Source organism: Catenuloplanes atrovinosus (genome assembly GCF_031458235.1).
In the GTDB taxonomy this organism is placed as follows: domain Bacteria; phylum Actinomycetota; class Actinomycetes; order Mycobacteriales; family Micromonosporaceae; genus Catenuloplanes; species Catenuloplanes atrovinosus.
Genome location: NZ_JAVDYB010000001.1, coordinates 4,283,740 through 4,297,233, shown reverse-complemented (window position 1 = coordinate 4,297,233; position 13,494 = coordinate 4,283,740). Strand labels below are relative to the sequence as shown.

The window sequence follows — 13,494 nt, the reverse complement described above, 5'->3', positions numbered from 1 at the left end:
CGCTACTGGTAGAGCACGGCCTGGATCTCCGGGCTGTCGATGTTGGTGTTGTCGTACCAGAAGTAGCCGGTGTCGATGGTCTTCTCCAGGGTCTCGCCGCGGATCGCCCGGAGTGCGGCGGAGACCAGTGCGGCGCCCATGCCGACCGGGTTCTGCGTGATCGCGCCGGCCATCAGCCCGGACCGGATCGCGTCCAGCTGGGCCTTGCCGGAGTCGAAACCGACGATCGTCACGCCGGTACGGCCGGACTCCTGGACGCCGCGGACCACGCCGATCGCGGAGCCCTCGTTGGCGCCGTAGATGCCCTTGACGTCCGGGTTCGCGCCCAGGATCGACTTGGTGATGTCGGCCGATCTGGCCTGGTCGCCCTCGCCGTACTGGACCGGCAGCAGTTGCACGCCGGGCGCGTTCGCGGCCATCCACCCGGTGAAGCCGTCCCGCCGCTGCTGCCCGGTGAGGCTGGTCTGGTCGTGCACCACCAGCGCCACCTTTCCTGAGCCGCCGATCAGCTCGGACATGTGCTTGGCGGCCTCGCCGGCGGCCGCGAGATTGTCGGTGGCGGCGGTGGTCAGCGGCACCTGGGATTCCACGCCGGAGTCGAACGCGATCACCGGGATGTTCTGCGCCTTCGCCTGCTGGAGCAGGCCCTCCGCGGCCCTGGAGTCGAGCGCGGCGAACCCGATCGCGTCCGGGCGCTTGGCGATCGCGTTGGTGAGCATGGTGATCTGCGCTTCGACCTCCTTCTCGGTGGCCGGGCCCTCGAACGTGATGGTGGCGCCGGCGCCGGCCGCCTCCTGCTCCGCGCCCTTCTTCACCGCCTGCCAGAACTGGTGCTGGAAGCCCTTGGAGACGATCGCGACGTACGGACCGTCGCCGGCGGCGCCGGAGCCGCGGTCGCAGGCCGCGAGCCCGGCCACGGCCAGGCCGCCGATCAGCAGCTGACGTCTGCGCATGAGACTCACTCCTTAGTGGACGGCGACCGCCCGGCGCCGGGCCATGTCGGCGTAGACGGCGATGAGGATGACGATCCCGAGAATCACGTTCTGCCACTCCTGCGGGATGGACAGCAGCTGAAGGCCGTTGTTGAGCACCGAGATGATCAGCGCGCCGATCACGGTGCCGACGATCGAACCCCGGCCGCCGGAGAGCGAGGTGCCGCCGATCACCACCGCGGCGATGGCCTGCAACTCGTAGCCGGCGCCGGTGGCCGGCTGCGCGGAGCCGAGCCGGGCCGAGATCATCACCCCGGCCAGGCCGGTGAACAACCCGGCCAGCGTGTAGATCGCGATCTTCCAGCGGGTCACGTCGATGCCGGACAGCGCGGTGGCCTCCTCGTTGCTGCCCATCGCGAACGCGTACCGGCCGAGCACGCTCCGGCGCAGCAGCACGGCCGCGACCGCGGTGGCCGCGATCAGCACCAGTACCGCGTTCGGGAAGTCCGGGATCAGCGTGCCGGTGGAGAGCAACAGGTAACCGGGAGAGTCGTTGAAGTAGATCGGCGTGCTCTCCGAGACGACCAGCGCCAGGCCCTGCGCGACCAGCATGGTGGCGAGCGTCGCGATGAACGGCGGCAGCCCGAAGCGCGCCGTGCTGACGCCGTTGACCAGCCCGATCAGGCCGCCGAAGAGCACCGCGAGCAGCGCGCCCAGCGGCCACGGCAGGCCCCAGGTGACGACGAACGTGCCGGACATGACCGCGCACAGCGCCATGCCGGTGCCGATCGACAGGTCGATGCCGCCGGTCACGATGACGAACGTGGTGCCCAGCGCGAGCAGCCCGATCACCACGGTGGAGAACAGGATGTTGACCACGTTGCCGTACGTGCCGAACGTGGGCGTGGCCACCGCGAAGACCGCCGCGATGACGATCAGGCCGGCGAACGCGAGGAGTTGCTGGAGCCGGGCGAGCACATCACACCCCCCGCCGCGTGGCCAGGTGCATGATGCGTTCCTGGGTGGCCTCGGCCGCGGACAGCTCGCCGGTCAGCCGGCCGCCGCTGAGCACCAGCACGCGGTGTGCCATCCGCAGGATCTCCGGCAGCTCCGAGCTGATCATGACGATCGCGCGGCCCTGCCCGGCCAGCTCGTTGAGCAGCTGGTAGATCTCCTCCTTGGCGCCGACGTCGATGCCGCGGGTGGGCTCGTCGACGATCAGGAGGTCGCAGTCCCTGGCCAGCCACCGGGCGATGACCACCTTCTGCTGGTTGCCGCCGGAGAGGTGGCGCGCCTCCTGGCGTACCCCCGCTGTCTTGATCCGCAGGGCGTCGATGTATCGCTGGGCGGTGGCGCGGACCCGGCCGTCGTCCACGAAACCGGCCCGGGACAGCGGGCCGCCCAGCGAGCCGACCGCGATGTTCGCGGCCACGGACTGGTCCAGCAGCAGGCCGAAGCGCTTGCGGTCCTCGGAGAGGTAGCCGATGCCCAGTGCGGCGGCCCGGGCCGGGCTGGTGATCCGCACGGGACGGCCGCGGACGCTGATGGTGCCGGCGGAGATCGGATCGGCGCCGGCGATCGCGCGCCCCAGCTCGGTGCGGCCCGCGCCCATCAGGCCCGCGATGCCGAGGATCTCGCCCTCGCGTACCTCGAAGGTGATGTCCTTCAGCAGCCTCTTCGTGGCGAGGCCGCGCACGGACAGCACCGGCGCGCGGTCGTCGCGGACGCCGACCGGCGTCGCGCTCAGGTCCAGCTCCCGGCCCACCATCATGGAGATGACCCGGGGCAGCTCCACCCCCCTCGTCTCCACCGTGCCGATGTGGCGGCCGTCGCGGATCACCGTGATCCGGTCGGAGACGCGGGTCAGCTCCTCCATCCGGTGCGAGATGTAGATGACGCCGGTGCGCGGGCCGGTGAACCGCCGGATCAGCCCGTGCAGCACCGCCACCTCGGCGTCGTTCAGCGCGGCCGTGGGCTCGTCCATGATCAGCACGCGGGCCTCGTGGGACAGCGCCTTCGCGATCTCGACCAGCTGCTGGCGCGCCACCGGCAGGTCGCCGACCCGCGCCCGCGGGTCGAGCGGCAGACCCAGGCGGTCCAGCAGCTCGCCGGTGCGCGCGTTGAGCCGGCGCTCGTCGATGAACATGCCGAGGGTACGCGGCTCGCGCCCGATCAGGACGTTCTGCGCGACGGTCAGGTCCGGCATCAGGTTGAACTCCTGATGGATGATGCTGATCCCGAGCGGCTCCGCCCGCCGCGGGTCGAACTCCTCGCCGTCCAGCCGGAACGTGCCGGCGTCCGGCCGGAGCGCGCCGGTCAGCAGCTTCATCAGCGTGGACTTGCCGGCACCGTTCTCCCCGACCAGCGCCAGCACCTCGTCGTGCCGCAGCTCCAGGTGCATGTCGCTCAGTGCCCGCACGCCGGGGAAGCTCTTGCGCACGCCGGTCGCCTCGAGGAGAAGCGTCATGCGCCGGCCCCGGGCGCGGTCATGGTGCGGCTCATCGGCAACCCCCAATGACTGATCGACCCATCAGACATCGCACCTTCGACCGATGTCAATGTGTAGATCGCCGGGGGTGGCGTCCGCCGCGTATGGTGGCCGGGCACGAAGAGGGGGGACGCATGCGGCTGACGCGTCATTCGGAGAAGGTCTCGATCAGGGCCGACGGCGACAAGCTGGCGGAGCTGGGCGACAAGCTGGGCGACAAGCGATTCCGGTGGATATTCAGCGGATCGTCGCACGCCTGGGTCTACCGGTCCGGGCGGGTCAAGGTGCGGGTCAACGGCAGTCCGTACCAGATGTCCGCGCACTTCAAGGGCCGGCTCGTCGCCCGGCCGGCGCCGGCCGCCCCGCCGGCCGCCCCGCCGGCCGTCCCGCCGCGACGTGCCACCGGCCCGATCCGGCCGGCCTCGGTCGCCGCGGTACCCACGCCGGTCGCCGCGGCCCCCACGCCGGTCGCCGCGGCGGACGCCGGACCGTGGTCCGGTGCGGACATGATGCTGACGGGCACGATCCGGGAGTCGTTCAACGCGCTGATCTGGGTCTGGATCTACGCCGTCCCGGCGACGGTGACGCTGCTCCTCGGGCTCCTGTCGATGCTCGGCGAGTGGTTCAGGAACCCGGGGTCGTACATCGCGCTGGCCATCTCCGCGTTCCTGTACTGGTTCGCGGGCAGGATGGGGCGCTCCCGGCCGGGGATGTTCCGGGCCGACGTCGCCGTCGTGAGGGAGGCGCTCGCCGACCTCGTCGGCGAGCCGCGGGGGCGCTGACGTCGCGGGGTCAGGCGCGGCTCAGCAGCAGCGCGCCGGCCACGCGGTCCAGCACCCGCGCCGACGGCGTTCCGCCGCGGCCCAGCTCCGAGCGGGTGTGTACCACTCGACGGTGAGGTCCGCGCCCTCCTGCCGGCGCTCCCGCCGCGACCGCACGAAGGTCCCATGGGGTTTTCTCCGGCAGGGCCACGCCCCCCCGCGGGGGAACAAGTCCCCGTCCGGCGGCGCTGGATCTGGGGTGATCAACTCCGAGGTCGGCGTATCCCTGCTGGACCGGTCCCGTACCCGTGCCGGTGAGTCCGACACCGCGGCGCTGCGTGGCACCGTGGCGCGGGCGAGGTGGGCGGAGCGGCACGGGTACGACCGGTTCTGGGTCGCCGAGCATCACGCGGTTCCCGGTGTGGCGGGGGCGGCCCCGGCGGTGCTGCTGGCAGTGGTGGCCGGCGCGACCACGACGATCCGGGTCGGCTCCGCCGGGGTGATGCTGCCGCACCATCAACCGATCGTGGTCGCCGAGCAGTTCGCCACGCTGTCCGCGTTCGCGCCGGGCCGGGTGGATCTGGGGCTGGGCCGCTCGCCCGGCTTCACCCCGCCGGTGCGCCGGGCGCTGCGGCAGACCGAGCGTGACTTCGCCGCCGACCTCGACGAGTTGCGCGCGTTCCTCACCGGCTCGGCCGAGGTCACGCTGCGCCCGCGGCCGGAGGGCGCGGTGCCGCTGTACGTGCTGGCCACCGGGAGTGGACTGCAGGTGGCGGCCGCGGCCGGGCTGCCGGTGATCGTGGGCGGGCCGCTGCTGGGCGTCGGCGGCGACCCGGAGCCCGGGCTGCACGCGCTCGCCGCGTACCGGCGCGACTTCCGGCCGTCCGTACAGCAGCAGCGGCCACGCGTGGCGATCAGCCTCGACGTGCTGATCGCGGACACCGACGCGGAGGCCGCCGACCTGCTGCTGCCGGAGGCGTGGTCGATGGCCCGAAGCCGGACGACCGGCGTCTTCCCGCCGCTGGAACCGGTGGACGCGGTCCGCGCCGCGCACCCCACCGCGCGCCAGCGGCAGTATCTCGCGCAGACCGTCGCCGCCGCGATCACCGGCACCCCGGCCCGGGTGGAGCGCCGGCTCGCCGAGCTGCTCGACCGTACCGGAGCGGCGGAACTGGTCGCCGCGAGCAGCACCTTCGACCGCACCGCGCTGGCCGCCTCGGACGCGGCCCTGGCCGCGCTGTTCGGCCGGCCTTGACACACAATTATGCGAGTGGTTAATTACTTACTTACGAGGGAAGCGCTGAAGATCCTTACCTACCAGTGCTTTTGTTGAGGTAGGTCAACCACAGGGGTGACGTGTGAGTGATGACGACAGCGTCCGCAGAGCTACGCAGCATGTCTTCCGGGACCACCTGGACCTGCTGGCGGCCGGGCGCGGCGAGGACTGGGTGGACCTGTTCACCGAGGACGGCGCCGTGGAGTTCCCCTACGCCCCGGCCGGCTACCCGGCCCGGGTCGCCGGACGCCAGCGCCTGCTCGCCCACGTGACGAGCTTCGCGGAGAACTTCCGTGTCACGTTCTCCGAGCCCCGGTTCCACGACACGGTCGACCCGACCCTGGTCATCGCGGAGGTCAGCGGCACCGGGGTCGCGCGGCGCACCGGCCGGCCGTACCACCAGGCGTTCATCTGCGTCGTCGAGACGACCGGCGGCAGGATGAGCCGCTTCGTCGACTACTGGAACCCGCAGGTCGTCGCGGACGCGCTCGGCGGCACCGACGGCATGGTGTCGGCGTTCACAACGCGATGACCTGTGGTTGATTGGTCGCATGCAGGCGAAGGCACGACAGCGCTCCACCGCCGCGGAACGCCGGGCGACGGTGCTGCGCACCGCTGTCCAGGCGTTCTCCGAACGCGGCTACTACGGCACCTCCACGACGGACGTCGCCGCGGCCGCCGGCATCTCCCAGGGATACCTGTACCGGCTGTTCAAGGACAAGCAGGCGCTGTTCGCCGCCGTCATCGACCACTGCTCCGACCGCCTGCTGGAGTCCGCGTCCGCGGCGGTGGCCACGGTCCGCGGCACCGACCCGGAGACGATCCTGCGGGCGATCAGCGCCTCCTACGACGAGCTCATCGCCGACCGGACCATGCTGATGATCCTGCTGCACGCGCAGGGCAGCGCCGCCGACCCGGTCATCGGCGAGGCCGTCCGCGCCTGCTACGCCAGACAGGTCGAATACCTGCGCGCGGCCACCGGCGCCGCCGAGGACCGCATCCGCCGCTACTTCGCCGACGCCCTGCTCAGCAACGTCCTGGTGGCGATCGACGCGGTGAGCGTCGACGCCCCGTGGGCACGCACCCTGCGCACCCGCCCCGGCGAATGACGTGCCGCCGCTACCGGGCCTGGCCGCCCATCGCCGTGGCGGCGACACGCCGGATGTCGGCCAGGATGTGGTCCGGTGACGCCGTCAGGTCCAGCGGATGGTGGATGACGTCGATGCCGGTGTGCCGGATCCGGCGGGTACGCGCGGGCCCGCTGCCCTGGGCGTAGAGCAGCCATCCGGCCGGCACGTGGAGGGCGGTGCAGTAGGCGAGCATCTGGTAGGCGTCCGCGTTCGGGTAGCGGGACGTCGGGCTCTCCAGTTTGTACTTCGCGTCGAAGACCGCGACCGGCCGCTCCTCGACCAGGTGCACCACGTCGGGCGTGGACGACCGTAGAGGACGGCCCCGGCGGATGCGGATCGCCGGTTGGGTGCACCTCAGTGGACGATCAGTCGATCTCGACCAGGGTGACGGCGCTGATGTTGAGGTGGAACTCGTGGGGCTGGCCGCCGAGCTGGAATGTGAGTTCGGACTGGGCGCTGGTCTTGCCGCCGGTGAACTCGTACCGATGGTGGCAGTTCTGGGTGTCGACCGGCAGGTCCCGGTCGATGGAGTGGACGTAGTGCGGGGCGTCGTTGTCCTGGACCCGGACGCGGAAGCTGGCCGGGCGGTCGGCGCGGGCGGTGAACGTGAGCACGTAGCGGCGGCCGGTTTCGATGCGTACGGCGCTCTTCACGACGATCAGGTCGCCGGGGCGGGACGTGCCGGGTCGCACCGTGATGCCGAATGCCCGGTCGCCGGCGTCGAGCGGCAAGTCGGCCTTGTCGGTCCACCACGGTGGGGTGCCGGCGAGCGCGTCGCGTCCGGTGGCGGCCGGGCCGGGCGCCTCGCAGGCGTCGCTCTGTTCCGCGGACGCCGGGAGGGTTCCGGCCGGGTCGAGGGCGGTGAGGGTTCCGGCCGGGTCGGGGGTGCCGATCGAGCGGATCCCGGCCGATCCGACGAGCGCCCCGGCCGCGAACGCCGCGGCCACCAGCACCCAGCCCCGTCCGAGGCGCCTCCGCCGCGCCGGGGCGGGGGACGGTGGCGGCGCCTCGGACGGCTTCGACTCGGCGAGCGACAGCCAGGCGTCGCGCCACCGCGTCATCCGGTCGGCGATGTGCTCCTCCGGCAGGCCGGCCTTCGTCAGGCAGGCGCCCACGTACGACTCGACGAACTCCAGCCGGGGAAGCCTCGGTAATCGCTTACCGGCCAGCACCTCCGAGGTGGTGCTGGCCGGCAGCGGCTCGGTGCGGCGCCGATTCGCGATCCGTCCCAGGTCGCGGAGGGATGGTGCCCCCACCTCTGCCCGGAGCCGCCGAAGGTCGGCCACGAAGTCAGTCGCTGAACCGGGTCTGTCTGGCAGGAACCGCTCGGCGGCCGGTTGACGTTCGGTCGTCACGGCCTTCAGTTAACCATAGAAGACCGACAATAGATGTCATGTCGCCGCGGACCCGGACGGACGTGTCGCGACGTCGACCGTGTCCGGTCCCGGCCGGGTCAGCACGTGCCGCGGTAGGGCACGATCTTGACGTAGTACTGCCCGGAGAGCTGGTACTTGCCGGGAGGGAAGTCCGAGCCGGCGCGCCTCCACGGGCCGTCGACGGCTGAGGAGGTGCTGGTCCACCGCTGGGCGCAGTAGCCGGAGCCGATGTAGACCCCGTAGACGTCGAGCGCGACCCATCCGGGATCCAGGACGTCCTCGTACTGCCCGCTGATCGGCCAGCCCGAATAGATGAAGCCCACGCCCACGCTACCGGCGTTGTAGAGGGACCACACGGGCGTGGCCGGCGCCGCCGCGGTGGTGCCGGCCGCCTGGGCGACGGAGGAGGGAGCGGTGAGCAGTGCCAGGGTCGTCATCACCGCGGCGGCGAGGGCGGTACGTATCGCGCGTCTGCGCATGAGGTGCTCCTTCGACTCGGGAGGTTCCGGCGCGGAACCTCATCGACCGACATCACAACCTGTCCGATCGCTGTTCGGGTGCCGACCGCACAGGTCCGTACTGTCCGGAACGGCATCGAACGCGCGGAGGGGGCGGTGGAGGGCGGACTACCATCGGACGATGGATCTGATCACGGCCGCGGTCGGCAGCGTGAGCGTCGGCCGGGCCAACGGGCGGCGGATCGCGGAGTCCGGGCCGTACGGGCTGCGGCTGCCCGTCATGCCGGTGCTCGGCTTCCACGTGATGCTCTCTGGTGACGGCTGGCTGATCACCGAGCGGTCGGCGCCGGCCGCGGTGCGGCGTGGGGACATCGTGTTCGTGGCCGCCGGTGCCGCGCACGGCATCGCCCGCGAGCCCTGCACGCTCGCGGAGCTTCCGCCGGCCGCGATGGGGGAGACGCCGCCGGCCGCGCCGGCGGACTTCGAGTTCCTGTGCGGTACGTACCCGCTGCCGGGTGGGCGGCTGCCCGCGCTGCTCCGGCACCTGCCGGAGGTGGTCGCGTTCACCCCCGACTACGACGACGATCCGCATCTGCGCGCGGTGGTGGAGATGCTCGGCGCGGACTACGCGCGGGAGGGGCCGGGCAGCGGTGCGGCGCGGGGCGCGCTGATCGATCTGATGCTCGTGCACATCCTGCGCCACCTGCAGCGGCGCTGGCCGTTCAGCGACGAGCCGGGCGTCGCGGAGGCGCTGCGGGCGATGCACGAGCAGCCGGCGCGGCCGTGGACCGTGCAGCAGCTCAGCGACCTCGCGGGGCTGTCGCGCAGCGCGTTCACCCGGCGCTTCCAGGCGGTGACCGGCGCGCCGCCGATGGCGTACCTGACCGATCGGCGGCTGGCCGCGGGTGAGCGGCTGCTGCGGGAGACGCGCGAGCCGCTGACGGCCGTCGCGCGCCGCACCGGGTACGCGACGCCGTTCGCGTTCACGGCCGCGTTCCGCCGCAAGTACGGCATGCCGCCGGGCCGCTACCGCACCGAGCGGGGGTGACCGGCGTATGCGCGCGCGTCAGCGGCGTATGGCGGGCGGCCGCACCGCCCGGCAGCCTGGGACCGGTGAACGACGACAACGTGATGAGGCTGCTGAGCGGGCTCGGTGACACGCTGCTGGCGCCGCTGGCGGGGCTGCCCGAGGGCGCGCACGTGGTACAGCTGGGATGCGGCACCGGCGGGCTGAGCCTCGACCTGGCCCGCCGCCGCCCGGACCTGCGGGTCACCGGCATCGACGTCAACGCGGCGGCGCTCGACGCCGGGCGTGCGCGAGCGGCGCGGGAGGGCCTGGCCGTCGACTTCCGCCGGATGCCCATGGAACGGCTGGACCTCGCCGACGGCGGCGTCGACGCGGTCATCTCGCGGATGGGCCTGCTGATGCCCGGCACCGCGCCGTTCGACGTGGCGTCGCGGGAGGCGGCGCGGGTGCTGCGTACCGGCGGGACGCTCAGCATCGGCACCTGGGCGGAGCTGGCGGGCAGCCCGTACACCCGATTCGGTCTGGGGGTGCTGCGGCAGGTGCTGCCGCCGGGCGCCGTCCCCGCGTTCGAGACCGCCTTCGCCGGGTCCGCGCGGCCGGGCGCGCTCGAGGGCCACCTGACGGCCGCGGGCCTGCGGGACGTCACGGGCGCCTGGTGCGACTGGACCACCCGCTACCCGAGCTTCGACGCGTGGTGGGCGTTCGTGGCCGGCTTCGGCCCCCTCAAGGCGCTCTTCGACACCCTCGACCCGCCACGGTACGACGAGGCCCGCGCCGTGATGGCCGACGTGATCGGCGAGTATCGCACCGGCGACGGAGCCTACGAATTGCCCGCCACGGCCCGGGTGCTGACCGCCCGCCGCTGACCCGCGGTCAGTCCGGCGCGCAGCCGAGGCGGTGCGGGGCGAGCGCGACGTCGTCGATCCACACGTCGAACCCGGCCGGCGTGGTGCCGCCCTGGTAGAGCTGCCAGCCGACCTTGACGGTGGTGACGTCCGGGAGCACGAACGGCACGTCCGCGCCGCCGTGGTCGCGCTCGGAGACGGACAGCGCCGGGGTGGCCGGATCGCCGAGCCAGACGAGGACGCGGTTGCCGTCCCGGTCGAGCAGCCACTCGACGCACTGCCACCGGCCGGCCTCGGCCGGTGCGGACTCCTGCCAGTCGGTCCAGTCGCCGGTGGGCCCGCCGTCCGCGCCGATGCCCCACAGTGCTCGGCCGGCCGGTGGCACCCACTGCCCGCCGAGCGGTCGCACCACCTCGGCGCTGCCGGTGCCGGTCGCCTCGACCAGCGTGAAGTGCGCCCAGTCCGGCGCGGTGGGGAACGCGGCCACCCGGACCAGCATGCGGCCGTAGAGCCGGTCGCCGGGCACGGCCAGGTCGTGGACGGTCAGGAACGCGCGGCCGTTGTCCCGCGTCCGCACGTGCAGGACCTTGTCGCCGCGGGCCGGGCGCTCGACGGTGAGCGTGCCGTTGCGGGTGTCGATGCCCCACGCCATGCTGCTGGCGCCGCCGGCCGGGAGGCGCTCGAAGTCCTCGCAGAACAGCAGGGCCCGGTGCGGCGCGCAGGAGCCGGTGCGGTGCGTGCCGGTGTCGGCCGCGCCGGCGGCGGGGGAGAGGAGGACGAGGGCGGCGAGGGCAGCGAGCGCTTTCACGCCCGGCAGTATATCGATGAATGGCTATCACTGGGGGCGGCGGAACAGGCCGGGGCGTCTCGGGATCTCGCCCGGCGGGCGGGCCGGCATGTCCACGCGCAGCTCGGCTGGCACGGCCGCGTCGATCGCGGCCATCGCGGCCACGTTCACCGTGAACACGTGCGGCTCGATGTGCACCTGGACGTCCGGGCTGAACAGCCGGCGGGCGCCGTCCGGCCAGGCCAGCATCACCACGGTCTCGGTGTGGCGGACCGTGGCGCGTGCCCCGTTCAGCTCCATGGTGACGCCCTCGGCACCGATGATCAGGATCGCCTCCCGGTCGCCGTGCATGCGGAAGCGGCGGCCCTCGACCGGCGGTGCCGTGTCGGAACCGGGCGGCGCGGCGAAGCCGGCCCACGTCGGTCCCCGGCCGGTCCGGTGGTGGGACGGCACCATCAGCAGCGCCGAATCCCACGCCTGCGCGGCGACCCGGGCCACGTCCACCGGGCCGTCCTCCGGCACGTGGCCGAGCAACTCGTCCCGGACCAGCGCGGCGGCGTCGCGGGCGTCCGGGGTGGGCGTGAGCGGCGGGATCGGGCCGAGCCGCAGCGCGGCCACAGCGTCGGCGAGCGCGCCGATCGCGGAGTCCCGGCGCCCCGGTGGCGCGTCCAGCAGCACGGTCAGCGTGGCGTGGTCGCGGTCGCGGGGCACGCAGCCGACCGTGGCCGCCGGCAGCAGCCGGCTCAGCGACCGGGTGAACGCGGACGCGGCCGGGCCCCCGCGCACGATCGACTGCAGCGCGACCGTGTTCACCTCCGCGAAGGCGGCGTACGCGGGCGTCTCCGCGAGCACGGACACCGCCTCCGGCACCGGCTCGCGCGCGCCGCCGTCCGGCAGCGGCAGTCGCAGCCCGTCCGGCGGTCCGCCACCGGTGATCCACAGCATCGCGTTCGCCCGGGTGAAGTAGCGGGCGTTCCACCGGCGCAGCTCGTCCGCGGTGATGACGTGCAGCCCGTACTCCGGGACGCCGACGAGGCCGTGCCCGCGCGCACCGTACCGCCGGAACGCCAGCGTCTCCGCCGGAGCCGACGTCCACGCGGCGGCGAGCAGCTCCTCCCGCGCCTCCGCCAGCCTGTCGAGCGGCGGATCGGCGAGCGCCCGGCAGACCCGGTCCAGGTCCGCGACCACCTCGGCGCCGTCGCCGCGCACCCGGAACGTGGTGGTGAGCGCCCCGACGTCGCAGCCGCCCGCCAGCCGCCCCGCCAGGCGGGTGAGGCCGGCGCGGGCGGTCGGCTCGTCGGCGCGCCCCACCCGGAAGACCAGCCCGGCCGTCAGCGGTCCGTCGCCGGGCGCGATGACGACCGGCACCCCGTCGATCTCGGTCCGTGTGATCGTCACCGCGGGATCGCGCCTCTCAGGTACCGGAAGTTCTCACCCGGGCCGGCGTGGCCGGCGAAGCGGTCCCATGGCCGCCGGGTGGCGATCGGGCCGATCGTGGCGAACAGCCCGTCCGCCGCCGCGCGATCCGAGACCAGCGCGAAGGCGCACGCGAACACGTTGACCGCGTACGCCCAGCCGGCCGTACGGCGGAACCCCGGATGCCACACCGACCGGTGCGCCGCCTCGTAGAGTCGCTCCCGGGCGTCGCGCAGTGGCCGGATGTCCCACTGCGGCTGCCGGAAGAACCGCTCCAGGTGCGCGACCGCGACCAGCACCCCGTTGTGCGCGCCGGGCGGCGCCGCCATCATCCGCTCCCGGGCGAACGCGTGCGCCGGCTCCCAGCCGCCGTCGTCCCGGGGACACAGCGCGTCCAGGTGGGCGAGTTGGCCGGGGACGTGGTGCGGCGCGAGCGCGGCCAGCCGTGCGTACCGCCGGACGCACTCGTCGAGGCCGAGCCCCAGCGGCGGGGCGACCACGATCCGCTGCTCCCAGGCGGTGACGTCGGCCGGGTGGCGGGCGGTCGTCGCGGACAGCAGCGCCTCCGCGCGCACCAGCAGGCGATCGTGTTCCACCGGGTCCCGCACCGGCGCGGCCGCGGCGATCAGCCGCCGCGCGGCGAACACGGCGGCCACCGGGTCCGCGGGGTCGGCCGCCAGGGCGGCCCCGATCACGGTCGTGTCGCCGTCTCGCAGCGGATCGACCGAGGCCAGCAGCTCCGAGCGGGTGGCGTGATCGGACCGGCCCCAGAGCCCGCGGACGGCCGGCCAGTCCCCACGGACCAGCGCCTGCCGCAACACCCCGACCTCCGGATACGGGGTCGCGGGATCGAAGTCGATCACCTGCAGCGGCGGCAGCACCACCGCATCCTAATTGATCATTGAAAGGGCGGGATTCCGCCGACGCGGTCGCCGTCAGGCCGGGCCGGTAGGAACGCCGAGGCATCCCTCCGCCGCTATGCCAGCCGAATGTCGGTA

At 73.3% G+C, this 13,494-nt stretch carries 15 protein-coding genes; 6 read left to right on the top strand and 9 right to left on the bottom strand.

What is annotated here, in order from left to right; genetic code table 11:
• Positions 1 to 2: 2 nt before the first annotated feature.
• The 3 genes from J2S41_RS19240 to J2S41_RS19230 are packed head-to-tail and all read right to left on the bottom strand — an operon-like array spanning position 3 to position 3,399.
• Positions 3 to 953 (bottom strand): ABC transporter substrate-binding protein, encoded by a 951-nt coding sequence (locus J2S41_RS19240; protein WP_310369275.1) that lies wholly within the window; start codon positions 951 to 953, stop codon positions 3 to 5.
• A 12-nt stretch (positions 954 to 965) separates the two neighbouring features.
• Positions 966 to 1,910, bottom strand: coding sequence for an ABC transporter permease (locus J2S41_RS19235; protein ID WP_310369274.1), 945 nt, complete (start codon positions 1,908 to 1,910; stop codon positions 966 to 968).
• A gap of 1 nt (position 1,911) precedes the next feature.
• Positions 1,912 to 3,399 carry a sugar ABC transporter ATP-binding protein gene (locus tag J2S41_RS19230; protein WP_310369273.1) on the bottom strand — a complete coding sequence of 496 codons (1,488 nt, stop codon included), beginning with the start codon at positions 3,397 to 3,399 and terminating at the stop codon, positions 1,912 to 1,914.
• Between the two features lie 155 nt (positions 3,400 to 3,554).
• Between J2S41_RS19230 and J2S41_RS19225 the strand changes: the two genes are divergently transcribed.
• The 4 genes from J2S41_RS19225 (at position 3,555) to J2S41_RS19210 (ending at position 6,566) form a co-directional block, all read left to right on the top strand.
• The gene (locus J2S41_RS19225) at positions 3,555 to 4,202 is read left to right on the top strand and encodes a hypothetical protein (protein WP_310369272.1); all 648 of its coding nucleotides are present in this window, start codon (positions 3,555 to 3,557) and stop codon (positions 4,200 to 4,202) included.
• 238 nt (positions 4,203 to 4,440) lie between these two features.
• Entirely contained in the window at positions 4,441 to 5,436 is a 996-nt protein-coding gene (locus tag J2S41_RS19220) for an MsnO8 family LLM class oxidoreductase (RefSeq protein WP_310369271.1), read from the top strand.
• Positions 5,437 to 5,539: 103 nt separating this feature from the next.
• The gene (locus tag J2S41_RS19215; RefSeq protein WP_310369270.1) at positions 5,540 to 5,989 is read left to right on the top strand and encodes a nuclear transport factor 2 family protein; all 450 of its coding nucleotides are present in this window, start codon (positions 5,540 to 5,542) and stop codon (positions 5,987 to 5,989) included.
• 19 nt (positions 5,990 to 6,008) lie between these two features.
• Positions 6,009 to 6,566, top strand: coding sequence for a TetR/AcrR family transcriptional regulator (locus J2S41_RS19210; RefSeq protein ID WP_310369269.1), 558 nt, complete (start codon positions 6,009 to 6,011; stop codon positions 6,564 to 6,566).
• Positions 6,567 to 6,576: 10 nt separating this feature from the next.
• Here J2S41_RS19210 and J2S41_RS19205 read toward each other — a convergent pair whose 3' ends face one another.
• The 3 genes from J2S41_RS19205 to J2S41_RS19195 all read right to left on the bottom strand — a co-directional run bounded on the left by J2S41_RS19205 (position 6,577) and on the right by J2S41_RS19195 (position 8,442).
• Positions 6,577 to 6,918, bottom strand: a complete 342-nt coding sequence (locus J2S41_RS19205) for a 5-methylcytosine restriction system specificity protein McrC (protein WP_310376419.1) — start codon at positions 6,916 to 6,918, stop codon at positions 6,577 to 6,579.
• Between the two features lie 34 nt (positions 6,919 to 6,952).
• Positions 6,953 to 7,843 carry a carbohydrate binding domain-containing protein gene (locus J2S41_RS19200; protein WP_310369268.1) on the bottom strand — a complete coding sequence of 297 codons (891 nt, stop codon included), beginning with the start codon at positions 7,841 to 7,843 and terminating at the stop codon, positions 6,953 to 6,955.
• 197 nt (positions 7,844 to 8,040) lie between these two features.
• Positions 8,041 to 8,442 (bottom strand): hypothetical protein, encoded by a 402-nt coding sequence (locus J2S41_RS19195; protein ID WP_310369267.1) that lies wholly within the window; start codon positions 8,440 to 8,442, stop codon positions 8,041 to 8,043.
• Positions 8,443 to 8,602: 160 nt separating this feature from the next.
• On the opposite strand from J2S41_RS19195, the gene J2S41_RS19190 reads away from it, so the two are divergent.
• Both J2S41_RS19190 and J2S41_RS19185 read left to right on the top strand, forming a co-directional pair.
• Positions 8,603 to 9,469: a helix-turn-helix transcriptional regulator gene (locus J2S41_RS19190; RefSeq protein WP_310369266.1), complete on the top strand. Its 867-nt coding sequence runs from the start codon at positions 8,603 to 8,605 to the stop codon at positions 9,467 to 9,469.
• A 65-nt stretch (positions 9,470 to 9,534) separates the two neighbouring features.
• Entirely contained in the window at positions 9,535 to 10,314 is a 780-nt protein-coding gene (locus tag J2S41_RS19185; RefSeq protein WP_310369265.1) for a class I SAM-dependent methyltransferase, read from the top strand.
• A 7-nt stretch (positions 10,315 to 10,321) separates the two neighbouring features.
• Here the strand turns inward: J2S41_RS19185 and J2S41_RS19180 are convergent, their stop codons facing one another.
• Genes J2S41_RS19180 through J2S41_RS19170 form a run of 3 tightly spaced genes read right to left on the bottom strand, consistent with a single transcriptional unit; the run spans position 10,322 to position 13,377 of the window.
• Positions 10,322 to 11,101 carry a hypothetical protein gene (locus tag J2S41_RS19180; protein WP_310369264.1) on the bottom strand — a complete coding sequence of 260 codons (780 nt, stop codon included), beginning with the start codon at positions 11,099 to 11,101 and terminating at the stop codon, positions 10,322 to 10,324.
• Positions 11,102 to 11,128: 27 nt separating this feature from the next.
• Positions 11,129 to 12,478: a hypothetical protein gene (locus J2S41_RS19175; RefSeq protein ID WP_310369263.1), complete on the bottom strand. Its 1,350-nt coding sequence runs from the start codon at positions 12,476 to 12,478 to the stop codon at positions 11,129 to 11,131.
• Positions 12,475 to 13,377 carry a hypothetical protein gene (locus tag J2S41_RS19170; protein ID WP_310369262.1) on the bottom strand — a complete coding sequence of 301 codons (903 nt, stop codon included), beginning with the start codon at positions 13,375 to 13,377 and terminating at the stop codon, positions 12,475 to 12,477. Before J2S41_RS19170 ends, J2S41_RS19175 begins: the two co-directional genes overlap by 4 nt.
• Positions 13,378 to 13,494 lie beyond the last annotated feature (117 nt).